Source organism: Aliidiomarina sp., assembly GCF_022565475.1.
Classification (GTDB): Bacteria; Pseudomonadota; Gammaproteobacteria; order Enterobacterales; family Alteromonadaceae; genus Aliidiomarina.
The window spans coordinates 326,549-350,397 of sequence record NZ_JAIUMR010000002.1 but is presented as its reverse complement, the minus strand read 5'-3'; the positions used below and the strand labels follow the sequence as shown (position 1 = coordinate 350,397).

At 49.1% G+C, this 23,849-nt stretch carries 18 protein-coding genes; 8 read left to right on the top strand and 10 right to left on the bottom strand.

Features of this window, described 5'->3' with window-relative positions:
• Nucleotides 1-152: 152 nt before the first annotated feature.
• Both trpS and rpe read right to left on the bottom strand, forming a co-directional pair.
• On the bottom strand, nucleotides 153-1,157 hold the full coding sequence (trpS, locus tag LAT77_RS03315) for a tryptophan--tRNA ligase (RefSeq protein WP_290563121.1): 1,005 nt from the start codon (nucleotides 1,155-1,157) through the stop codon (nucleotides 153-155).
• 116 nt (nucleotides 1,158-1,273) lie between these two features.
• Nucleotides 1,274-1,951: a ribulose-phosphate 3-epimerase gene (gene rpe / locus LAT77_RS03310; protein ID WP_290563120.1), complete on the bottom strand. Its 678-nt coding sequence runs from the start codon at nucleotides 1,949-1,951 to the stop codon at nucleotides 1,274-1,276.
• A gap of 193 nt (nucleotides 1,952-2,144) precedes the next feature.
• On the opposite strand from rpe, the gene LAT77_RS03305 reads away from it, so the two are divergent.
• On the top strand, nucleotides 2,145-2,384 hold the full coding sequence (locus LAT77_RS03305) for a DUF2970 domain-containing protein (protein WP_290563119.1): 240 nt from the start codon (nucleotides 2,145-2,147) through the stop codon (nucleotides 2,382-2,384).
• 94 nt (nucleotides 2,385-2,478) lie between these two features.
• Here the strand turns inward: LAT77_RS03305 and prlC are convergent, their stop codons facing one another.
• The gene (gene prlC, locus LAT77_RS03300) at nucleotides 2,479-4,530 is read right to left on the bottom strand and encodes an oligopeptidase A (protein ID WP_290563118.1); all 2,052 of its coding nucleotides are present in this window, start codon (nucleotides 4,528-4,530) and stop codon (nucleotides 2,479-2,481) included.
• Nucleotides 4,531-4,694: 164 nt separating this feature from the next.
• Here prlC and LAT77_RS03295 point away from each other — a divergent pair, with 164 nt between their 5' ends.
• Nucleotides 4,695-7,004 carry a S9 family peptidase gene (locus LAT77_RS03295; RefSeq protein WP_290563117.1) on the top strand — a complete coding sequence of 770 codons (2,310 nt, stop codon included), beginning with the start codon at nucleotides 4,695-4,697 and terminating at the stop codon, nucleotides 7,002-7,004.
• Between the two features lie 107 nt (nucleotides 7,005-7,111).
• Here the strand turns inward: LAT77_RS03295 and LAT77_RS03290 are convergent, their stop codons facing one another.
• Nucleotides 7,112-9,235, bottom strand: coding sequence for a diguanylate cyclase (locus LAT77_RS03290; protein ID WP_290563116.1), 2,124 nt, complete (start codon nucleotides 9,233-9,235; stop codon nucleotides 7,112-7,114).
• Between the two features lie 129 nt (nucleotides 9,236-9,364).
• On the opposite strand from LAT77_RS03290, the gene LAT77_RS03285 reads away from it, so the two are divergent.
• Nucleotides 9,365-10,738, top strand: coding sequence for a mechanosensitive ion channel domain-containing protein (locus tag LAT77_RS03285; RefSeq protein WP_290563115.1), 1,374 nt, complete (start codon nucleotides 9,365-9,367; stop codon nucleotides 10,736-10,738).
• A 25-nt stretch (nucleotides 10,739-10,763) separates the two neighbouring features.
• On the opposite strand, the gene LAT77_RS03280 is transcribed toward LAT77_RS03285, so the two are convergent.
• Nucleotides 10,764-12,800, bottom strand: coding sequence for a GGDEF domain-containing protein (locus LAT77_RS03280; protein ID WP_290563114.1), 2,037 nt, complete (start codon nucleotides 12,798-12,800; stop codon nucleotides 10,764-10,766).
• 229 nt (nucleotides 12,801-13,029) lie between these two features.
• Nucleotides 13,030-13,377 carry a YkgJ family cysteine cluster protein gene (locus LAT77_RS03275; RefSeq protein ID WP_290563113.1) on the bottom strand — a complete coding sequence of 116 codons (348 nt, stop codon included), beginning with the start codon at nucleotides 13,375-13,377 and terminating at the stop codon, nucleotides 13,030-13,032.
• Nucleotides 13,378-13,634: 257 nt separating this feature from the next.
• Between LAT77_RS03275 and LAT77_RS03270 the strand changes: the two genes are divergently transcribed.
• Complete coding sequence (locus LAT77_RS03270) at nucleotides 13,635-14,351, top strand: YebC/PmpR family DNA-binding transcriptional regulator (RefSeq protein WP_290563112.1); 717 nt, start codon at nucleotides 13,635-13,637, stop codon at nucleotides 14,349-14,351.
• Between the two features lie 47 nt (nucleotides 14,352-14,398).
• Here LAT77_RS03270 and LAT77_RS03265 read toward each other — a convergent pair whose 3' ends face one another.
• The 3 genes from LAT77_RS03265 to dsbG all read right to left on the bottom strand — a co-directional run bounded on the left by LAT77_RS03265 (nucleotide 14,399) and on the right by dsbG (nucleotide 16,611).
• Nucleotides 14,399-15,052, bottom strand: coding sequence for a CatA-like O-acetyltransferase (locus LAT77_RS03265; RefSeq protein ID WP_290563111.1), 654 nt, complete (start codon nucleotides 15,050-15,052; stop codon nucleotides 14,399-14,401).
• A gap of 55 nt (nucleotides 15,053-15,107) precedes the next feature.
• Nucleotides 15,108-15,596, bottom strand: coding sequence for a DUF2165 family protein (locus tag LAT77_RS03260; protein WP_290563110.1), 489 nt, complete (start codon nucleotides 15,594-15,596; stop codon nucleotides 15,108-15,110).
• Between the two features lie 247 nt (nucleotides 15,597-15,843).
• Entirely contained in the window at nucleotides 15,844-16,611 is a 768-nt protein-coding gene (gene dsbG / locus LAT77_RS03255) for a thiol:disulfide interchange protein DsbG (RefSeq protein ID WP_290563109.1), read from the bottom strand.
• Between the two features lie 187 nt (nucleotides 16,612-16,798).
• On the opposite strand from dsbG, the gene LAT77_RS03250 reads away from it, so the two are divergent.
• Nucleotides 16,799-18,487 (top strand): serine hydrolase, encoded by a 1,689-nt coding sequence (locus LAT77_RS03250; protein ID WP_290563108.1) that lies wholly within the window; start codon nucleotides 16,799-16,801, stop codon nucleotides 18,485-18,487.
• 76 nt (nucleotides 18,488-18,563) lie between these two features.
• Here LAT77_RS03250 and LAT77_RS03245 read toward each other — a convergent pair whose 3' ends face one another.
• Nucleotides 18,564-19,652 (bottom strand): hypothetical protein, encoded by a 1,089-nt coding sequence (locus tag LAT77_RS03245; RefSeq protein ID WP_290563107.1) that lies wholly within the window; start codon nucleotides 19,650-19,652, stop codon nucleotides 18,564-18,566.
• Between the two features lie 153 nt (nucleotides 19,653-19,805).
• On the opposite strand from LAT77_RS03245, the gene LAT77_RS03240 reads away from it, so the two are divergent.
• The 3 genes from LAT77_RS03240 (at nucleotide 19,806) to katG (ending at nucleotide 23,805) form a co-directional block, all read left to right on the top strand.
• The gene (locus LAT77_RS03240) at nucleotides 19,806-20,183 is read left to right on the top strand and encodes a BlaI/MecI/CopY family transcriptional regulator (protein ID WP_290563106.1); all 378 of its coding nucleotides are present in this window, start codon (nucleotides 19,806-19,808) and stop codon (nucleotides 20,181-20,183) included.
• A complete protein-coding gene (locus LAT77_RS03235) occupies nucleotides 20,176-21,360 on the top strand; it encodes a TonB family protein (protein WP_290563105.1) in 1,185 nt (394 codons plus the stop codon). Before LAT77_RS03240 ends, LAT77_RS03235 begins: the two co-directional genes overlap by 8 nt.
• A gap of 225 nt (nucleotides 21,361-21,585) precedes the next feature.
• Nucleotides 21,586-23,805, top strand: coding sequence for a catalase/peroxidase HPI (gene katG, locus LAT77_RS03230; RefSeq protein ID WP_290563104.1), 2,220 nt, complete (start codon nucleotides 21,586-21,588; stop codon nucleotides 23,803-23,805).
• Nucleotides 23,806-23,849: the final 44 nt, after the last annotated feature.

The following is a 23,849-nucleotide window of genomic DNA, read 5'->3' as shown; positions in this document are numbered from 1 at the left end:
GATGGGGTACTTTAAACTACCGGAACGCCGCGAGGATAGATGTTATCCGAGGTGGGTGAAGCCGAAAACAAGGAAATACCCCCTTAAAAGAAAAAATGCCAGTCAGCTTAACTGACTGGCATTACACCCTGACGGTGGCTTTCTAATAAATGTTAGCGTGGTAACACAAAGCCCACCGCGTCATACACGCGTCGGACAGTGTCAGCAGCCACTTCACGAGCCTTCATAGCCCCTTTTGCCAATACCGCATCCATCATGGCTTCGTCTGCCCGTATTTCATGGAAGCGCGCTTGCATTGGCTCCAAAAATGCCACCACCGCATCAGCCACGTCCCCTTTTAAGTGACCGTACATTTTACCTTCATACTCAGGTACTAAGTCATCAATGCTGCGGCCGGTTGCGCCCGCTAATAGCGTCAATAAATTTGACACGCCCGGCTTTTCTTCAGGGTTAAAGTAAATCCGCGCTTGCTCGTCTGAATCGGTCACTGCGCGTTTAATTTTCTTGGCGATTTTCTTCGGCTCTTCGAGCAAACCAATAAAGTTATTGGCGTTGTCGTCCGACTTCGACATCTTCTTGGTTGGGTCCTGCAAACTCATAATTCGCGCACCGTGCTGCGGAATAAATGGTTCTGGCACGACAAAGATATCGCCATAAATATTATTAAAGCGGGTCGCCACATCACGCGCTAACTCAAGGTGCTGCTTTTGGTCATTGCCGACCGGCACTTCATTGGCGTTATACAATAGAATATCAGCGGCCATAAGCACCGGGTAGGTAAACAAACCCGCATTCATATTCGACTCTTGCTTCTGTGACTTGTCTTTATACTGAGTCATACGATTCAGCTCACCCATTTGGGTGTAACAATTCAGTACCCACGCTAATTGGGAATGTTCCGGCACATGCGACTGCAAAAACAGAGTACTGCGCTCAGGATCCAAGCCACACGCCATATACAGAGCTAAGCCATCCAAGGTTGCATTGCGCAGGGCGACTGGGTCTTGGCGAACAGTAATCGCATGCAGGTCGACCAGCATGAAATGACAGTCATGGCTGTCTTGCATATTAACCCACTGGCGCAATGCGCCCATGTAATTACCAATGGTTAATTGCCCTGACGGCTGACAGCCACTTAATACAACGGGTTTGCTCATTATTTTTCTACCTGTAAATACCAAATTCTTATCTAACCTGAATCTCATTCAGGTTAACCCACTGTGAACATGAATAGAATTCACTTTGCTCATGCTCTGTAACAGTGGCTCTCACATTATTTTCGACCACTTGCCGCCAGCTCCGCGCGCATTTGCGCAATCACTTCGGCATAATCGGGTTGATTGAAAATGGCCGAACCCGCGACAAACATGTCCGCACCAGCTGCTGCAATTTCACGAATATTGTCGACTTTCACACCACCGTCGACTTCTAATAAAATATCATAACCACTGTCGTCAATGCGCTTCCGCGCTTCGCGCAGCTTGTCCAACGTCTGCGGAATAAAAGACTGGCCACCGAAACCGGGGTTAACCGACATCAGCAAAATAATGTCGACCTTGTCCATCACGTAGTCGAGATAATGCAGTGGCGTTGCTGGGTTAAAAACTAAACCCGATTTACAGCCGTGATCTCGAATCAACTGCAAGGTGCGGTCAATATGCACCGAAGCTTCTGGGTGAAAGGTGATCATACTGGCGCCAGCCTTGGCGAACTGCGGCACCAGTGCATCGACCGGCTCGACCATTAAGTGCACATCAATCGGCGCGGTAATACCGTAATTGCGCAATGCATCACAGACCATCGGCCCAATCGTCAAGTTCGGTACGAAGTGGTTATCCATGACATCGAAATGCACGACGTCCGCTCCTGCCACCAAGACATTTTCAACGTCTTCGCCTAAACGGGCAAAGTCGGCTGACAGAATCGAAGGGGCAATTAAGAATTCGCGCATAGTCACAAGCCTTCTTGCAATTTGAAAGTCGGCGGCTAGTTTAACAAGTGAGCGCATTTGATTCACCTAAAAAATTGAGCTGCACGGACCGTGCGGTGTACTTTGTGTTTTTAAAAAAATCAGCGCAACTAGTGCATTGTTATTCAAGGTGCTACATTAACCTCAATGATCCGACGAGAGGAAAGAACGAACAATGCAACACCAAGAGTCTATGCCCAATAAGCACGAAGAGAAAAACAACCAGCCGGGTCTTTGGGCCATTGTCTGGAGTGTGCTTGCCGCTTTGTTTGGTGTACAAACTGAAGCAAATCGCCGGCGTGATTTTTCCCAAGGCAATCCGCTTGCTTATATTATTGTTTTTATAATTTTATTAGTGGCTTTTGTGGCGGCGATTGCTGGCATCGTGAGTTTAGTTTTAGCTTACGCGACGTGATAGTCGCTTCAGCCACAATCACATATTCCACTGAAAAAAGGGCCGATGGAAAACCATCGGCCCTTAATTTTGATTCGAGTTGTCACACAAGCAATTATGCTGCCGAGGCAATACCCGAATGACGTAGCAATGGCGCGATATCTGGCTCACGACCGCGGAAAGCTTTAAATAATTCCATCGCGTCTTTACTACCGCCCATTTCGAGAATGTGCTGAAGGAAGTCACGCCCAGTATCGGCATTAAAAATGCCTTCTTCTTCAAACCGCGCATAAGCATCAGCGGACAGCACTTCGGCCCATTTATAGCTGTAATAGCCCGCCGCATAGCCACCGGCAAAAATGTGGCCAAAGCTATGTTGGAAACGGTTATACGCCGGCGGTACAACGACCGTCACTTGCCGTCGCACATCGTCCAAAATAGCTTGTACGCGCGCACCTTGCTCAGCATCGAATTCTTGGTGAATACGCATGTCAAACAACGAAAACTCAAGTTGCCGGACCATTTGCATTGCGGCTTGGAAGTTGCGTGCGGCCAGCATTTTATCCAATAAGTCCTGTGGCAGTGGTTCACCGGTTTCGTAATGGCCGGAAATAAATGCAAGCGCCTCAGGCTCCCAGCACCAGTTCTCTAGAAACTGGCTCGGTAACTCAACCGCATCCCAGGCAACGCCGTTAATACCCGACACCCCAGCTACATCGATTTTCGTTAGCATGTGATGAAGACCGTGACCAAACTCATGGAACAAGGTAATCACCTCGTCGTGGGTGAAGAGTGCCGGTTTGTCGCCAATCGGTTTATTGAAATTACACGTCAAGTACGCAAGAGGCAGCTGCAGCTGACCGTCCGGCAAGCGTCGACGGACAGCGCAGTCGGCCATCCATGCACCGCCGCGCTTTTTCGAGCGCGCGTATAAGTCAAGGTAAAAACCGGCACGCAAATTGTCCTCGGCATCGTAAATTTCATAATAGCGAACATGATCATGCCAAGTCGGTGCTGACGCTTCGACGATACGAATTCCAAACAAACGCTCGGCCACAGTAAACAAGCCTTGAACAACGTTCGATTCTGGAAAGTAAGGTCGCAAGACTTCGTCGGAAATTTCGAATTGCTGCTGTTTCAGTTGTTCCGCATAGAATGGAATATCCCATGCTTGTAAATCAGTTACGCCATGCTCATGCTCCGCATACGCTTTGATTTCTTCAAATTCCTTGCGTGCTTGCGGCAGTGAACGCTCCGCTAAGTCGTGCAAGAAACCGAGAACTTGAGCCGGACTGTCGGCCATTTTCGTTGCTAATGAAACTTCGGCATAGTTGGCAAAACCAAGGAGCTGAGCAAGCTCATGGCGCAGCGCGAGGGTTTCATCGATAATCGCCGAGTTATCATACTCTCCTGCATTGGGACCTTGCTCCGAGGCGCGTGTTGCGTAGGCTTCGTACATTTTTTGCCGGAGCGCACGATTTTCTGCATACATCATCACTGGTAAATAACTCGGAATATCGAGTGTAAACACCCAACCGTCGAGTTCTTTCTCTTGCGCGACCTCGGCTGCTGCTGCAACTGCGCTCTCTGGTAAACCAGCAAGCTCGCTCTCGTCGGTCACATGAGCAAACCAAGCGTGCGTTGCATCCAGCAATTGATTACTAAATTGTGAACTGAGTTGTGAAAGACGGTTTTGAATTTCGCCGTAACGCTTTTTCTGTTCCGCAGGTAAGGCGACACCTGACAGCTCAAAGTCGCGTAAGGTATCGGTAATCACGCGTTGTTGGGCTGTACTTAACTCGGAAAAACACTCGCTCTGCGCAAGCTTCTTATACGCGTTAAACAAGCCTTCATGCTGACCAACCCAAGTTGAGTAGTCAGACAATAACTCTAAACAGGCATCGTGAGCAGCGCGCATAGCGTCTTCACTTACCACCGAGTTCATGTGTGAGATTGGCGACCAAATACGACTTAAGCGATCGTCAGCCTGTTCAAGCGGCGCAACCAAGCTTTCCCAGGTTGGCTGTTCAATGTTGACCACTTGGCCAATCACAGCTTTGCAGTGGGCAATCGCCTCACTCACGGCAGGCTCCACATGTTCTGCACGAATGGCCGGAAAGGGGGGGTGAAAGAAATCGGTCAATAATGGATTGTTGGCAGTGCTCAAAAGACGACCCTCTTTAAAATAACGCGTGAATTACCCTATACGTGCGGTCGGAATCTTTCGATTTCAAGGTCAACCGCACCTTTAGCTCGACTAGTTGGCTTTCTTCAATCACAAAACCCGCTACAATCAGAGTGATTTTGGCCGAAAACCTACGGAAAAATTCCATGAACCGATTCACAAAAACAACAAAAATATTGGCATTGGTTGCCAGTGCAGCACTGTTTACCAGTGCCTGTGTTAGCACCGACTCCAACGCATTGACTGAACAACCACGCGGGCAAACGAGTCCACTGCCAAGTGACACCACGTTCACTTTAGCGGATATCTATGCCAGCGACATGTTCTCGATGAAAAGCTTCCCGACCACACGTTGGTTAGCGGACGGTAGCGGTTACACAACTTTAGAGCAGAACGAGAACGGCGGCCGCGACATTGTTCGCTATCATCCTGAGACTGGCGAGCGTACCGTGTTAGTGAGTGCTGACTTATTGCGCCCAAGTGAGGACGCAGACCCACTCCGCATTGCCGATTATCAGTGGTCGGAAGATGCGCAACAACTGTTAATTTTCACCAACACGCGACGCTCGTGGCGCACACACACGCTCGGTGATTACTGGGTGCTGAATCGTGAAAACGGTCGCTTGTTCCAGCTCGGTGGCGATGCACCGGAGTCGACCTTACAATTTGCTAAGTTTGACCCCGCCGGTACGCGTGTTGCTTATGTCATGCAGAACAACATCTATGTGCAAGATTTAAGCTCACGTGAAATTACCCAGCTGACACACGACGGCAGCCGTGACCTTATTAACGGTACCTTTGATTGGGTCAACGAAGAAGAGTTTTACTTGCGTGACGGTTTCCGTTGGTCACCGGACGGCAGCCACATTGCCTACTGGCAAGTGGATACTAGCGGTGTGCCAATGTTCACCATGATCGACAACGTCAGTGCGTTGTATCCAACCCTAACCGAGTTTCCTTATCCAAAAGTTGGTGAAACGAACTCGTCGTTGCGGGTTGGCGTGTTACCAGCGAACGGTGGTGACACCACTTGGATGCAGCTACCGGGTGACCCACGCGACCACTATTTGGTGCGCATGGAATGGGCCGGTAATAGTAATGAGTTAATGATTCAACAAATGAACCGCGCGCAGAACTTTATGCAGTTTTGGTTGGCTAACGCCCAAACTGGCACTGCCGAAGCGTTAATCACCGAGCAAAGTAACGCTTGGGTCGAGCAAGTTGACGATGTGCGTTTCTTCCGCAATGGACAGAGCTTTATCTGGCAAAGCGAGCGTTCAGGATACCGCCATCTCTACCGCTTCGACCGCGATGGCGACGGCTTAACCCCGTTAACTTCAGGCGACTATGACGTCATCGAAATTGCCGAAATTGTCGCCAATGACCAAGGCCAAGGTTATGCGTGGTTTATTGCCTCGCCAGAAAACCCATTGCAGCGTTATTTGTTCCGCGTGGCACTAGACGGCAGTTCGGAAGCGCAGCGCATTACCCCAGCGGATTGGTCGGGTTCACATAGTTACCGAGTCTCCCGCGATGGTCGTTTTGCCCTGCACTACGTGTCACGCAAAGGTGTACCGACGGAAACTCGCATGATTTCCTTACCGGACCACAGTGTGATTAACGAATTGGAAATGAACGAAGCGCTGAAAGCAACGTTAGCCAAGAAAATTACCAGCCAGTCAGAGTTTTTCCAAGTCACTGCGCGTGACGGCTTGGTGCTTGATGGTTACGTCATGCGCCCGGCAGACTTTGACCCTAACAAACAATATCCGTTAATCATGTACATCTACGGTGAGCCATGGGGACAAACCGTTGCTGATGGTTGGCAAGGTCAAACCTACCTGTGGCATGACTACATGACCCAGCTTGGTTATGTGGTGGTGTCGATTGATAATCGGGGCACGCGCTCGCCACGTGGTCGCGACTGGCGCCATTCGATCTATATGCAATTGGGCATCGTGACCGTACGGGATCAAGCCGACGCCCTCGATGAAATGCTGGCCCGTTGGAGCTGGATTGACGGCAATCGTGTTGCGATGTGGGGCCACAGTGGTGGTGGGTCACAAACCTTGAATGCGCTGTTTCGTTACCCAGACAAGTTCCACGCTGGTATAGCTCTTGCGCCAGTTCCAGATTTGCGTCTTTATGACACCATTTATCAAGAACGTTACTCAGGATTATTGCCAGAGGCTGCCGATAGCTACGAAGAAACCTCAGCGGTGACCCATGCAGCAAACCTGCAAGGTGACTTGTTGCTGGTGCATGGTACCGCCGATGACAACGTGCACTATCAAGGCACTGAGCGCTTAAAAGACGAACTGATTAAACACAACAAACAGTTCCGCTTCATGGCGTACCCGAACCGCACCCATGGTATTCGCGAAGGTGAAGGCACATCGTTGCACTTACGCACCATGATGACCGAGTTCTTATGGGAGAAAGTGCCGGTACGTTAAGTTTTGCTGGCACGCACAAAAAAGCAGCGTTTGAAGTGATTTTCGAACGCTGCTTTTTTTGGTTATGAGTTTACGAAATACCTTTTCTTTAACGAGTGTGCCGCGCGCTAGGCATTGGGTGGCACCTCTTGACGCCGTTTTTGCGCTGGACCTTCAATGACGACGTAGTCAACCGCCCCTTCTTCTATTGCCGCATTTAAATCGTTTTCTAATTGGTCTTTAATTTCTTCGTACGGCTTATTCAAGCCACGCAACCCGTACGCGCGGTTACGACCGTGTACCTTACCAATATACAAAGCCATATCGGCGATTTGTAGCGCGCGTTCCCAACCTAAAACAGACTCGTCAAGACCGGCAAACGGCAGGTGAATAAAGCCCGCGGTCGCCGTTACTGGAATTTCTTGACCTTCATGCTCAACCGGCTTTTCGCCAATCACGTTTAACACTCGGTCTACGAATCCAGGCAGCTTATCAACGTCCATACCGGGTAAATAGAGTAAGAACTCCTCGCCACCCCAACGCACAACAAGGTCACTGGTGCGTGCTAAATTGGTTAAGCGCTCGCTCAACGCCTTTAACACCGTGTCGCCCGCTGCGTGTCCGCAGGTATCATTGATGCGCTTGAAAAAGTCGACATCGAGCAATACCAGACCGTCTGGGTGTTCTGGGTGAATTTTACGGCGCTCGTTCTTAGCACGATGCGTCATATGATCTTGCAACGCCCTGCGATTCAGCAAAGCCGTTAACGGATCGCGGCGAGAATGGAATTCCAGCTGCTTATTGGCCACTTTCAGCTTTTGGTTAGCGCGTCGTGCTTCTCGGTATAGAAACCCAAGCAGAACAAGGCCTAACACGACCACCACTCCAAACAGAACAAAAATCTGCTGCTGTAGTTGTTTGTTCGCAATCACTTGCTCTTGCAAATCGTTCCGTTGTTCAAGTAACTCGATTTGCTGCAGACGATCTTGTGCTTGATAGCGGACTTCGAGCTCGCGCAATGCATCTTCTCGTTCTTTCTGAGCAATAGTTTCCCGTAAGGTGCGTTGCTCAATCAGGGCTTGCGCTTGCGCTTGATACATCCCTGCGCGTTCATATGCTTTCGCCGAATACTCAAGATGCTCTGAGAATTCACCATCGTTCGATAATGCACGGAGCGCATCGGTATGATACTGCACTGCCTCAATCCCCGAAAAATCACCTTCCATGACATCGATATAGCCAAGATTAAACTGGACGACGTGAGCCAAGGCACTATCTTCGCTTAGCAAGCCTTGTGCTTCTATCAAGCTTAAAGTTTCAAGCAGTATCGAACGAGCACGCGCATAGTCTTCAAGGTGGATATAGCTGCTCGCAATATTATTCATACTTGTGAGGACGACGCCGGGTAACTCCATACGTTGGCCCCATTCGATCGCCTGTTGATGCGTCACAATGGAAGCTTCCGTTTGACCCACAGTTGCTTCGATATAGCCTTTTAACAGCAATAATCCGGGCAAAAAGTCATGAAGTGACTCTTGCTCTGCTTCCTGTATGGACTGTTGGATAAGCTCGAGTGCAGCGTCGTAATTTCGCATTTGGATATAGGTTTGTGCAATCTGTTGTGTCAGCGACAGTCTCCGCGTCGCTCGCCTGCTGTCATTCGTTTGACCTAACCACTGCAACGACACCAAGCCCTGCTCGAGAGCTCGTTCATATTGGCCGTTGTTCACAAAGACTTGTAGCAAGATGAGATTCGCGTAGTAACCGATCCGCGGATTTTCTATTTCCGCGATAATTTGCATGAGTTGTTCAGCCAATGCGAGCGCCTCGCTCGGATTCTGTTGGAACTCACGCAATTCAAGCCAATTGACATAATATTCAATCACAACATCGGCATAGGGGTAGCGGTGAACAAAAGGTAACAGCCCATCGAGGTGCAATTCTGCTTGTTCGAGCTCACGCACACGTAAAAACTCAAAAAACTCGTAACTTGCTGCACGCATATACGTCGACGGGTAAGCATCGCGATCGACATTTTCAACAATCCGTTCGAGCTCAATCAAACGCTCTTCGTCATCAATGATGGGCAAATAAAGATCAAGAGCCTCTTCGAGATGAGGTTCAGTTATCGGGCGTGATGCATTGACCAAGTCAATGTTGAATGACAAAGGACTTTCGGCGTGCGAGATCACGGATAAAGCCAAAACCGGAATCAACAATAGACAGAAGTAGCGTGCGACTAGTTTAGTCATAAGTCTCCATGACGTCCGTGTAGCAAGATTATCGTTTCGCACTTGCGAAATCATTTTTATTGTTAGTAATCTGTTATTGTATTAGAAATATCAAATAAACTCATGCAGATCTAGCCCGGAATCATCGTCATGGCCATCGAATCTTTGAATACTGACGCATTGAATGTACAAACTCTTTTACAAGTCGTCGCAGAGCATGTGTCGCACCTGTATTCCGCTGACTCGGTGTTGCAGTGGCTGGTTTTAGGGATTGCTATCGCCGTCGCACTCTACACCCGCCGGCGAATGTTACTCAGACTGAATGAGTCGGGGAGTGCTAGCCACGGCCTGCGCCGCATGACCTATCGAGCACTCGAACGCATACTTTGGCCGATCAGTATGTTGATCGTTCTTGCGTCTGGGCGATTTTTGATTCAACTCTGGCAAGCAGAAACACCGATACTGAATATTTTGGTGCCGTTAACCAGCTCTTTTGCAGCGATTCGTTTAATCGTTTATTTCTTGCGCAAGTCGATCAAAGGCGGTCCGCTCTTAAAAGCATCAGAAAGCTTTATTGCCGGTATTATTTGGGTCATCGTCGGGTTATATCTACTCAATCTATTGCCGCAAGCCGTTGCTGCACTCGATGCGGTCGGAGTCAATCTGGGTGACTTTCGCCTGTCGATCCTTTCTGGTTTGAAGTTATTTTTCTTAATTATAATCGCCTTGACTATAGCCGGTTGGATCTCTCACTTACTCGAAGTCCGGCTTGCTGAGTCGAAGGCACTAAACGCAAGTGCCCGAGTCGGCCTCATTAAAACTGTAAAGTTTGCACTGATTACGGTAGCCGTGCTCGTGACCCTAAGCTCGGTTGGCTTCGATATGTCAACCTTCGCGGTCTTCGGTGGCGCTTTAGGTGTCGGTTTAGGTTTTGGCTTGCAACGTATTGCTGCAAACTTCATTTCCGGATTTATTGTTATTTTTGACCGTTCGGTAAAGCCAGGTGACATTATTACTATTGGCGAACAGTTTGGCTGGGTACAAGAACTTCGCTCTCGCTATATTGTTCTGCGCAACCGTGAGGGCGTTGACACACTGATTCCTAACGAAAATCTAATCACCTCAGAAGTTATCAACTGGAGTTATTCTGACACCAACACGCGGATTAAAATCGACGTTGATATCAGCTATGACGACGACCCCGAGGAAGCAATTCGCATCATGGAAGAGTGCGCCTTAGTCTCTGATCGCGTTTTGAAAGACCCCGCACCTGTGGCTCGTCTAATGGAATTTGGTGACAATGGGATTGGTTTGCAACTTCGTGTTTGGATTACCGATGCCGTCAATGGATTCGAAGGTGTTCGATCACCGATTAAGATTGAAATTTTCAAACGCTTCAAAGAGGCTGGGATTACCATTCCTTTCCCGCAGCGCGACCTCCATGTGAAATCCATGACACCTGAGTTCTTGGAGTCGGTCGAACGTGTTCTCAAACGCCAAGCAACGGCTGATAAATCCGAATAGAGCGTGTAAAGTCAGCTAGTTCGGACTAGCTGACTTTCACAGAAACTTTAATCACGTCTAAAACACCTTGGTCATAAACCGTCTGGAATTCGCGAAACAGAGCACCTTCATAATCCGCATAGTCTGCGCGTAAATCAAACAGGCAATGCGCTTGATCACGGCCTTGCAATTTACCGATATAAAGCAAGTTGTCGGCAAGTTGCAGAGCTTTTTCCCAATTCAAGCGCGCTTCGTCGACACCCGCAAATGGGAGCGTGATCATACCGATGGTACCGCTAATTAAAATGTTCTCATCGTCATACATCACCGGCTCTTGGTTGAGTGACAACAACAAATTCTGCGTCAGCTCGATTAATTGATCTCGCTGTTGGCCAGACACCAAAATCAAGAATTCTTCACCGCCCCAACGAATAATTTCGGCTTGGTCACCGCATACGACGCGCAATCGACGAGCAACCTCGCGAAGCACTTCGTCACCAGCAGCGTGGCCGAGCGTATCGTTAATTTGTTTAAAGTTATCCAGATCGAGGATAAATAATGCAGCGTCTGGAGCAACACCTGCTGCGCTGCGTTTTTGCATAACTTTTTGAAAATGACGACGATTCCCTAATCTCGTTAATGGATCTTGCAAGGCTTGTTGATGCAGGCGGCGATTTGCCTCATTTAGCTGTTCATTCTTGCGCTTCGAGGCACGGTAACCCAAGGCAATGGCGACAATAATGAAAGCCAATACCACCGCAACTAAGAACATAATCGCACGTAACAAACGTGTGTTCTGTAGCTGTTGCTCTCGCAGCAAATTTTCTTGCTGCAATAACTCAATCTGCTGCGCTTGATCTTGCGCCTCGTATCGGGCCTGCATTTCGGCCATGAGCTGTTCTCGGTCCGAACGGAACACACGCTGGCGCACTTCATGGAGCTCAAGCAGTGTTTCCGCTTGTTTTTGATAGGCGCCGATCTCACCATAGGCCTCTGCCAGATAAAACAGCACTTCAATTTCGTCACGGGCATTGCCATGGGCAACAATCACTTCACGAATCGCGAGCATTCGCTCAATACCGTCCTGATGATGACCACGTTTAACAGCGATGTCCGCCAAATTAAATTCGATGAATTGCAATTCACGCAACATCTCATGCTCAACAGCGATTGCGCGGCCTTCCTGGAGCAAGATTTCAGCCCCATCATAATCACCTTGGCGGATCATCTCTGAGGCAATATTGTTGCGTCCAATAATTTGAATACGGATATCAGCTAATTCATTCGCCCAATGGATCGCCTGACGATATGAATGGATCGCGCTCTCCCGTGTACTGATTCGTCCAAGTACATAACCCTGAACCAGATATAAGTCTGGGAACCGATGGTGGACATCGTAACGAAGTCCTTCCTCAATAGTGGAGCGGATAATCTGATCCGCTGCTTCAAAGTTTTCCGTCGTTGCATACAAGCGCGCTATATGCATCGTTAAGAATTGCCTGCGGCGCACATTCTGCTGACCTGTTTCTGCTGCGATCGCTTCTTGGGCTTGCAGAAAGTGTGCAAGTGCCTGCTCATGTTGCTGCGCTGCCATGAGTATACGGCCTGCGACATTGTGGCCGAAAAACTGAATCCGCGGGTTAGTGATGCCATCCGCATGGCGCTGAAATTCACCGATAGCTCGCGCTGCTTCATGACGTTTGTCCTGCACACCATAAACTTCCGCTTTCAAAGCATAAGCTTCCGCAAGGGCGTTAGGGCTGGAAAAACGTTGTGCGTGCGCTATCAATCGACGACTAATTTCTTCGGCAGCCGTGTAAGACTGCTCGGCATGTGCAAGCTCTAGTGCTCGGTAACCCCAAGCTCGAACATAGGTTGATACCGGTACCGCCGGCGTCATATCCATGAGCAACTCAGCGAAGCCTTTGCGATCAGCAGGATACATCCCCGGACCGAGGAGTTGATCCAAGTGCGCTTCCAACTGCACATCCACGTCATCCGACGCCATTGTGTTCGCCGACACCAACAGCACGATCAAACTAACATGCAGTACAAACTGCTGCAGAACTTTTAATGTTGGCAAGCAATTATCCTTGTTGATGCGTTCATGCATTCAGTGTGAACACGACTTTAGAGTGAGTTTAGAAACAGACTCTACCGTAGGCGATCACTGGTCTGACAACAAGGGGAAAACCCTCAGTTGCGGTCAAGTGACGAGAATTTAAGATGATTTATTTTCATACTGAACATGAAAATAAAATCGCCTTTGTTTATTCGCGCTGTTATTCATCTTAAAGTCACATAGCCGCCCTTTAAGCGACCTCGACAATTGTAATTAACGATGCCATGCCATATTTTTCCCGCGCTCGGTCACAGGCTGGATTTGAGCCGTTGATGCTGATGTCAAACTCACGACATGGACTTGGCCGGTCTGCGTAAATCGAACAACTGATCACGCCGCCAATCTCACCCTGCAGCGCAACACAGCTTGGACTTCCACTATTCGTTCCGCGCATACAACGATAGAAAGCGTTCACCTGTTCGGTCAATTCAGCAGGAACATAGCCACCTGGGGCATCATTGCCTTCAGCCCAGTAAAAAGACACACGAAAATTCGCGCAGCAAGCGCCACACGTCACACACGGATTAATAGAACTCATGTAGTTACACTCAATACCCAACGACAGAAACCATTGAACATCAAGCATGTTGCCGAGCGGCAAATGTTGAAGTGGCGGAATTATATGCAATACACTGGGGACATGAAAAGTGGTCGACGATGGAAATCACCATAAAATATTAGGAATCTAGCGCAAGCAACGGTAGAATTCTGACCACTTTAAATTCAGCATTCCGCAAGTTTGCTGCGATGGCAAACGGCAGCGGAAGCTCATTCATCGTAAGACAGGATTTGATTATGGGTCGCGCGTTTCAAAACCGAAAAGATTCAATTGCTAAAACAGCTACAACAAAAAGTCGTATCTACAGTAAATACGGTCGAGAAATTTATGTGGTTGCCAAAAGTGGTGGTACCGACCCCGCTGCCAACTTATCGTTGCGTGGCTTAATTGACCGGGCGCGCAAAGACCAAGTGCCGGCTCATGTCATTCAAAATGCGCTCGATAAAGCTGCTGGCGTTGGTGGCGAAGATTATTCTCCCGCTCGCTACGAAGGCTTTGGTCCCGGGAACTGTATGGTGATTGTCGAATGCTTAACTGACAACCCAAACCGGACGGTTGGCGAAGTGCGTAACTGCTTTACGAAAACGAAAACCAAACTCGGTGCGCCAGGTTCGGTTGCGCATATGTTTGATCACTGCTCTATTTTCAAATTCGCCGGCGACGATGAAGACGCCGTCCTCGAAGCCTTGATGGAAGCGGACGTGGATGTGACAGACGTTGAAGCAGAAGACGGTCAAATTACCGTGTTTGCCCCGCACACTGAATATGCAAAAACCAAAGAAGCCTTGCTGGCCGCTTTTGACGGCGTTGAATTTGAAGTCGACGAAATTCAGTTTGTGCCGCAAACCATGATGGATCTGCCCGCTGATGACTTGCCGATGATGGAAAAGTTTCTCGACATGCTCGAAGACTGTGACGACGTTCAGCGTGTCTTTCACAACGCCCAATGGTAGCGTTTAGGAATACTCATAAAAGGCAGCCAAGCGCTGCCTTTTTCAATCTAACCCGCGGTTAAAAGTTGCTCTAAGCGCTGCGTAAAGCGCGCTATATCCGCACCATCCATCAATGCATGATGACCATGCACCGACACTGGCATGACCTGCTTAGCAATCACTGAACCGTCATCCGCAAAGGCCGGGACAGTCGATACTTTGCCAACCGAAATTTTCGGACAGCTGTCGGCGTGGGAAAAATGACGAGCGTGACTGAGTGCACTGAATTTAACCCATGGCACCGCAGAAAAATGAATGACGTTATCCGAGCCATTCGAGGGCTCAAGGTCGGAGCGCGCACGCACGCGAGCGAACTCAGTTTCCGCATCACGACAAAACTGCTCGAAGTCAGAGTGGAATGGTAGATAAGAAAAACCAAAACTACCATCGTCACGCGCAACCGTGGAGCCAATCGCCACTTGCTCATAAACAGCAACGCGGTCATCTTCCAATCGATAGCGGAACGACTCAAGTTCATTCGCAACGTGAGCGATCTTGTGCAAATAGAACAAATAAAATGAATGGCCTGCTGACTTGCATCGGCTTAATGCATCGCCACAGTCGATATCCACACACAAGCCAAAAAATGGTTCATCGAAGCGACGGTAAAACTCAAAATGCGCATGGCGATGCCAGCGCGAGATATCTAAATAAGACTTCACTTGCCCACTCCACAACGAACTGCCGCGGCACGGTCGCCTCGGCAGGTGTTTAACGTTATTGGTCGGGCATACTAACAAATAATGTCACTAAGGCAATAGAACCTAAATACTGGAACGAGCCTTCCAGCGAACCGGCACCGAGTGCGGTTTGCCACATTTGAAAGAATGCGCCACCAAAAACGGTGAATAAACCAAACCAAACCAGCAAAGCAATACCTGCTCCAACATAGGCAAAATACTTCGCGCTATTGAACGCAAGTGCATCGCCTTGACGCGCTCGCAGCATCGCGAATGCGCCTGCTAACGCAACGATGCCAGCGAGTAATTCCAATGCAATGATGAAGATCAAGCAAATCCAGACAATGAGAGATGACTCGATCGCAAAGAAAAACGTGTTGGGGTAAGCTTCGTGCCCAGCATTGCTAAAGACCGCCGAAACAAAGCCGTGAGCAGCATTTAAATTGGCAATGTTCTGCAACGCATAGAACAAACACATCAAGCCAACTGCCGCGACTAAAAGGGTTTTAATAAGACGTAATGCCATGATTCTTCTCCAAGTTATTGTTATTTGAGAAGAAGTGAATACCGCTTGCCAATTACCTTTGGCTTCCACTCCTGTTACAGAATAATCTGTAAAGTGAGGAGTCCTACTGAACCTCCAATTGTTAAATCTGTGTTACCATAGCGAACTGCAAAGCGATGTTCAATACTAGGGCTTACCGCCCAGAGGAATCTATGCGTACAATGAAAAACAGCAGCCATAAGCTGCTGTTTTTTCTTTGAATTAAGGATTAAGGCCGCGGGCCGAACACAGCTTCGAACATCGTCGGCTGCGGCATGCCGCGAATCACTTGGACATGATTATTCTCGTCACGGTAATACACCACAGGTGTCGCACTAATACCCAGCTCACGAATAATTCGGTGGTTGTCCCGAATGACTTCATTGCCAATGCGCACGAAACGAGGTGTGGCTTCGATGCCTCCTCGATTCAGTCGTGCCAGATGTTGCTCGAGCGCAGCTGTAGTATCAGGAGCCCCCATAATCGCGGCAGCTTGGGTCAAACTCTCTTCGCGAATAATACCCACCATTAAATGTCGCAGTTGCACTAAGCCTGCATCTATCCATGGCTGTGCTGCTTCACGAAAACGATGGCAATAAGGACAGTTGGGGTCCGTGACGGTGTAAATCACGCGCGGTGCGTTTACATCACCATCTTGCACTAACTTAGCATTGGCCATTAAATCCCAAGCACGTTCCTGCTCTGGCCCGGTCACTGCTTGATAGAGCGGTTCAGCGGCGATATCTTCCCCGTCTAGATTCAATAAGTTACCAATTAGCACATGCTCGCCATCTGGGGTGAGATAAAGGGCAATGGCTTGGCCTTGAAAACGCGCAGCATATCCGACGAGACCGCCAGGAGCTTCAAAGGTATCGACAATCGTCAGTCCTTGTTGTGCCAACATTTCGATTGGCTTGGGTAATGTTTCCGCCTGAGCGGGAATGGCGGCGAGCATAGTTGCACTAACCACACCGATCACCCATGAATTGACGCGCATATTTGGCTCCTTCTACAACTGCATAAACCTATAGAATCTCGCATCATACGGAATTCTCACAAATATTCAAATTCACTAATAAAAACAATCCCATCGGAAAAATTCGCAGATGGGAATATTTTCGCTATAGTTGCGTTTACCTAGTTACGTTGCAGTAAAACAAAAACAATATCTCAAAGGCCTTATTATGAAACTCTTGCTTCGCAGCACTGTGTTCAGCGCTCTCGCTGTCACCATGACTTTAACCGGGTGTAATCAGGCTGAATCACCAGCCGCCGATAGCCCGGCTCCGCAACCAAATTATTACCAATCTGTCCTAGAGTCGGTCTACTCGGCAGATATGCCTGGCGCAACCGTTGTTGTGTCACGACAAAACGAAGTCATCTTCTCCGGCGCAGTGGGTATGGCCGATATGGAAATGGCAGTACCATTGTCTGAGCAAAGTATCATGCGCCTTGCATCGGTTACCAAACAGTATACGGCCGCTGCGATCATGAAACTGGTCGAAGAAGGGCAGTTAGCACTGGACGATACGTTAGCTAAGTTTTGGCCAGACAGCCGCTATGCCGATGTGACCATTCATCAGTTACTTAACCACAGCTCAGGTATTCCAAGCTATACCAATATTCCGGGCTATGTCACCGGTGACCCCATGCGCCGACATGTCACCACCGAGGAATTGCTTGATACCTTTATGGACTTAGAGCCTGACTTCCCCGCCGGTAGCGCGTTTCGGTATAACAATTCTGGTTACGTGTTACTTGGCGCCATTATCGAAAAATTGAGCGGTCAAGCATGGGACGATTACATTGCCGAAGCCTTATTAGCGCCTGCTGGAATTGAGCAAACGCGTTATTTTCCAGCTGAACCGATTCTCCGCCACCGCGCCCGAGGTTATCAAATCGACGCGGAGCAAGGCGTCGTCAATGCGCCATGGATAAGCCTCAGTCAGCCGCATGCCGCAGGTGCATTGAAAGCAACCGCTTTAGCTGTTGATCAATGGCAACGCGCGCTTCACCAAGGTGAGGTTTTGCAACCAGAAAGCTATGCCGCCATGATTCGCGAAGACGAAGTCACTGGCGAATATGGTTATGGTTTACTGACGAGTTCTCTCGCTGGCATGCCGATGATTAGTCACGACGGCGGTATTCATGGTTTTAATACCTCGGCAGTTTGGTTACCAGAGAGCCAGGTGTCCGTGGTGGTATTGAGCAACTTCGCTGGCCACCAGCCGATGCCGTCGACTTTAGCTTACCGGTTAGCAGCATATGCCGCGGGACAGCCATTCCCTATTGAAGACGAGCGCATTGAGTTAGCCCCGGAAACGCTTGAGCATTATCAGGGCACTTATCAGATTAACGCGAATACCCAACGCACATTAACGGTTCGTGACGGTCAACTTTACAGCCAACGTCAAGGTGGTACCGCGAGTCGAGCGTATCCAGTTAGCGAAACGACCTTCGTCCTCGAAAATTCCTTGGTCTATTTTACCATGGTACTTGCTGACAATGGATCTGTGTCTGGCGTCAACTTCTTCCAAGTCAATAGCGCTACACCTGAGTTTGCACAGCGAGTCAGTGACCAAGTGGCAACACGTCAACGCGCGGAACTTAGAAAAGAGCAACTCGAGCGCTTGCTGGGCGCCTACGAGTTGCAACCTGGCTTTTTAATTACCCTGCGACTCGAAGGTGAGCAGTTGCTTGCACAAGCAACCGGACAAGGTGCTTTCCCGGTATACCCGGAAAGCGAAACGCGTGTTTACAATGCGGAAATAGGTATTGAAATGGAGTTTAATCTAGCGGCCGAAGGACCAGCGACAAGCCTTACTTTGTTTCAATCGGGCTTAGAAATTCCGGCCCCGCGTATCACTGAGTAGCACCGAGATTTGCTACACCTAAAAAAGGGCCTGCGACGAAAGCAGGCCCTTTTTATTTGCGAACTCAGTTCAGGGATTACAGGTGGCGGATAACTTCCCGCGCATGCGCTTCGCCGCGAGAGGACGCGTCACGAATTAGCCGTTCCCCTTCCGCCCGAAGTTCCGGGGTTGCGCCATACGTGTAAAGCTGAAAGCCATAATACGTCTGAGTAATCAAATCGTCTTGGGCAATTAAGTGCTCGCCCCATTCTTTCTTACCATAGCGCATGGCTAAGTAGCGCTGAGCTTGTACGTGTCCACCGCGAGCAGAACGCTCTAACCACATTTGTACATCGACATTACGTAATTGCTGGGAAGCATAATTCATGTCTTGCGCCAGCGCGGCAAGGTTCGCTAAGAAAAACTGATTCTGGGCGATACCTGCGGTCGCTAAGGGCAACACCCGCGCATACTCGGACTCCATATCCTGAACAAATTGTTCTTCATCATCGAGCTGAAACGTAATCCGTAAGGTGCGCAGCATAATTTGATCCGCCGCAGCATAACGCCAGCGTCCTTCGGAACGTTTAAAACTGCGGAAAATACCTGGATGTACTGTATTTACCGGCACCGAAGTAATGACACGACCATTCGGAGCGGTGATTTGTAGTAAATCGAGCCAAGATTGAATGCCCTGTCTTGCCGCTTGTGCCGGATAGCTTGGTACATCGCGGCGCGTGGACTCGGGTAACCGAACTTCCCGACGCGGCCACTGTTCTGCATCAAATGGAATAATGACCGCACTTTGCAGCTGTTCTTGAAATGCAGTGGCTGCAGTCAGTTCATCGGCTTCCAAATGTGGTTCAATTTGCGCAGCAATATCCGCAGCGTTAGGGTGTCCCCATTGCTCGGCAGCTTTGAAATAACCAAGCGAACGCACCGGATCATACTCGGTGCCCGCACCTTCAATCGCCAGTAGTCCAAGGTTATAAGCCGCATCGGGACTACCAAGATCGAGAAACTTACGAAACTGATTATACGCAGTGCTAAATTCTTGGTTGGCAAGTGCAGTGACAGCATCGAGCATGGTGCCACGACGCTCTTCAGCCCGCACCTCATTGATGGCCGCACTCGAGGCGAAAGCCAATAAAGCACTGGCTGCAATTAATGTTGTAAACCTTTTCACATCTCGCTCCTTTGGTCTGGTGTTTACCCCAGTTTGTTACCTGATTGTTAATTAATTCTGCATAAATTTAAAGACCCCGATTAAAAAATAACTTGACCGATTGGATTACATGTGTAATCAATAGATGTATTACATTTGTAATCGGAGCGGATCATGGTCGAAGTTAGTAATGCAGAATTGCACGTGATGCAGGTGTTGTGGCGTCGTTCGCCGCAAACCGCACAAGAAATTGTCAGTGAATTGCAGCAAGAATTTGATTGGCATGAAAAAACCATCAAAACGATGTTGAACCGATTGACACAGAAGCAAGCGTTAAGCTTTACCAAGCAAGGTCGCGGCTACCTGTATTCACCAGCAATTTCCGAACAGACTTATCAGCAGCAAGCCAGCAAGAGTTTTGTCCAACGCCTCTTTTCCGGAAAGGTCACACCGCTAGTGGCGCATTTCGCCGAAAAAGGTGATTTGAGTCACAAGGATATTGATGAGTTAAAGACACTGATCGCGCAACTTGAGGAGAAACGTCATGATTAATAGTTTATCGACAAGTCTCTGGCTGGTCGCCTTAGCTTGCGCTTTACTCCTTGTATTGCGCCGCCCAGTCTTGCATTACCTCGGTGCTCGGGTTCAATATAGTTTCTGGTTATTTGTGCCACTCGCGGCTGTATTACCTTGGCTACCGAGCTTGCCAGTAACCGCAGGCATTGCCAGTCAATTTACGGTGACGCCTGATCTTGTTCAAAACGCGGAATCCTACGTTGCAGCAAATTCGTACTTTTCGGTTTGGATTTGGGCGGCGGGCGCGTTCACTTTAGTCGCATGGATGATCACGACCTCATTTCTTTTCTATCACCGTCTTCGTCAAGGACAAGCCATACAACTGAATGACAGCCATGCATTACAAGCCTGTCATTTAAGCAGTATTAAGTCTCCGGCGATTTGCGGTTTAATCCGCCCGCGCCTCTTATTACCGAGTGATTTCCACGAACGTTATAACGAACGCCAGCAAGCCTTGATTATTGCCCATGAACGGTTGCACTGGCAGCGTGGCGACCTTCATTACAACCTATTTGCCTATCTACTGCTTGCTTTCAACTGGTTCAATCCTTTGGCATGGATGGCCTATCGCAGCTTCCGCCAAGATCAGGAACTCGCCTGCGACGCAGCAATTCTGGCGCAGTATCCTAATGACAAAAAAACCTATGCTGAGGCGTTGCTCACCAGCTCCTTAGCATTCCAGCACGAGCAAAAGGCTGCCATGCAGTTCGGTACGCCACATCTTAACCACTATGGAGCACACCCTATGAAACAACGGATTCAACAACTCACTATCCAGCGCGGTTTCAGCCGCTGGCCTCTCCTCGCGCTGATTGCGTCTGGTGTTGCCGCTTGGTTCTTTTTACTGAACCCGGCTGGCGCGACACAACTGATGACGACAAGCGCTGAAAGTGTCGAGCGGCCGACACCAACCCCAATCGTTCGCGTCAATCCGCGTTATCCAGAAGCGGCTGTTGAGCAGGGCTTAGAAGATGTTGTCTTGCTGCGCTTTGACATCACGAGTGAAGGCACAACGGACAACATTTGGGTGGAAGTTTCATCGTCCGACCCAATCTTCCATGATGCAGCGTCTGACGCATTAAAGCGCTGGCGTTTTGACCCGCGCCATCAAGGCCGTGACTATCGCGTAGCAATCGCCTTCGAAATTCCATAACCTATTGAGTTTATTTATGACTCTTCAAGCCGCCTGTTCAGGCGGCTTTTTGTCGCAGGCGTGAAGTTGGCACTAACCCGCAGAAGCTTCTACCGATGCATACTCAAGTTTTTAATAGATAAAGCCTATTAACGCAAACGATTCTATAAGTTTGTGAGAACCTGAGCCTGTTGCTATACCTATAGGTGTAATTTTCTTAGAGCGTCCATTTTTTGGAGGAAGATCATGAGCGAGAATAAAAATGCGGGCAAATGCCCAGTCATGCACGGTGGCAGCACAAGCATGGGTGGTGCGGGCACCAAAAATAACGATTGGTGGCCGAATCAACTTAACTTAAGGATTCTGCACCAGAACGACAAAAAATCCAATCCTCTCGGCGATGAATTCAATTATCGCGAAGCATTCAAATCTCTCGACCTCGCCGCTGTTAAAAAAGACATCGAAGATGTACTGACGACATCACAAGACTGGTGGCCGGCAGACTATGGTCATTATGGCCCATTAATGATTCGGATGGCTTGGCACGCAGCGGGTACTTACCGTATGGGTGACGGCCGCGGTGGCGCTGCTACTGGTAACCAGCGTTTTGCGCCACTCAATAGTTGGCCAGATAACGCGAACCTCGACAAAGCCCGCCGCTTACTTTGGCCAGTGAAAAAGAAATACGGTAATAAACTGTCTTGGGCAGACCTATTTATCCTCACCGGGAACGTTGCGCTCGAATCCATGGGCTTTAAAACCTTTGGCTTTGGCGGCGGTCGTGAAGATATTTGGGAACCAGAAGAAGATATCTACTGGGGTGCGGAGTCAGAGTGGCTAGCTACCAGTGATAAAGAAAACAGCCGTTATTCGGGCGAGCGTGACTTAGAAGATCCATTAGCCGCAGTGCAAATGGGTTTGATTTACGTTAACCCTGAAGGCCCAGACGGTAACCCCGATCCACTAGGCTCAGGGAAGGACGTGCGCGAAACATTTAAACGCATGGCGATGAACGACTATGAAACAGTTGCTTTGACCGCCGGCGGACACACCTTCGGTAAATGTCATGGTGCCGGTGACGCTAAACATGTTGGTCCAGAACCAGAGGCAGCACCAATCGATGCACAAGGTCTAGGTTGGTTAAGCTCTTATAAGAGCGGTAAAGGCTCAGACACCATCACCAGTGGTATCGAAGGCGCTTGGACACCAACTCCGACCAAGTGGGATAACAGTTATTTTGGCGTCTTGTTTGGTTATGATTGGGAACTAACAAAGAGTCCTGCAGGTGCTTATCAATGGATTCCGAAACAATTGTCAGAGACCGATCACGCGCCGGATGCTGAAGATCCAGCGAAGCGGGTCGGAATCATCATGACGACAGCTGATATGTCCATGAAGATGGATCCTGAATATCGCAAGATTTCTGAGCACTTCCACAAGAACCCAGACGAGTTTGCTGACGCATTTGCTCGCGCTTGGTTCAAGCTTACACACCGTGATATGGGACCTAAATCTCGTTATCTCGGCCCAGAAGTACCGGCTGAAGACCTAATTTGGCAGGACCCAGTGCCAGCCGTTGACCACGAGTTGATCAACGCTGCTGACATCAAAGCACTGAAAGCTGAGCTACTCAGTTCAGGTCTGGGTATTTCTGAATTGGTCTACACCGCTTGGTCATCTGCTTCTACCTTCCGTGGTTCAGACGCTCGTGGTGGTGCAAACGGTGCCCGCATCCGTCTTGCGCCTCAGAAAGATTGGGAAGTGAACGAGCCGACGAAACTACATAAGGTCTTGTCGAAACTGGAAGGGATTCAGTCTGCTTTCAATAGCAAGCAAAACGGTAACAAGAAAGTATCGCTGGCTGACCTAATTGTCCTTGGCGGTGCTGCTGCGATTGAGAAAGCAGCGAAAGATGCTGGCTTTAGCATTAAAGTGCCATTCAACCCAGGTCGTACCGACGCGACTGACGAACAAACTGACGCCGAATCATTCGAAGTTCTCAAGCCAGAAGCAGACGGCTTCCGCAACTACCTGCCGAAGCGCTTTACCGTTTCTGACGAGGAAATGCTGGTCGACCGTGCGCAGTTGCTAACCTTAACTGCTCCGGAAATGACCGTTCTCATTGGTGGCTTACGTGTGCTTGACGCCAACTATAAAGGTTCGCAGCATGGCGTATTCACCGACAAGCCAGGTACTTTAAGCAATGACTTCTTTGTCAACTTAACTGACCTTGGTACGGAGTGGAAAGACGCATCGAACGATGGTTCTGAGTTTGTCGGCATAGACCGTGCCACAGGTAAAGAGAAGTGGAAAGGTACACGGATCGACTTGCTGTTTGGTTCTAACTCACAGCTCCGTGCCATTGCCGAAGTTTATGCACAGGACGACTCGAAAGAGAAGTTCGTCAACGACTTCGTCAAAGCATGGAACAAAGTGATGGAAGCCGATCGTTTCGATCTTCGTTAATCCCGACGACAATACAAACCCAAAGGGCCGCGAACAGCGGCCCT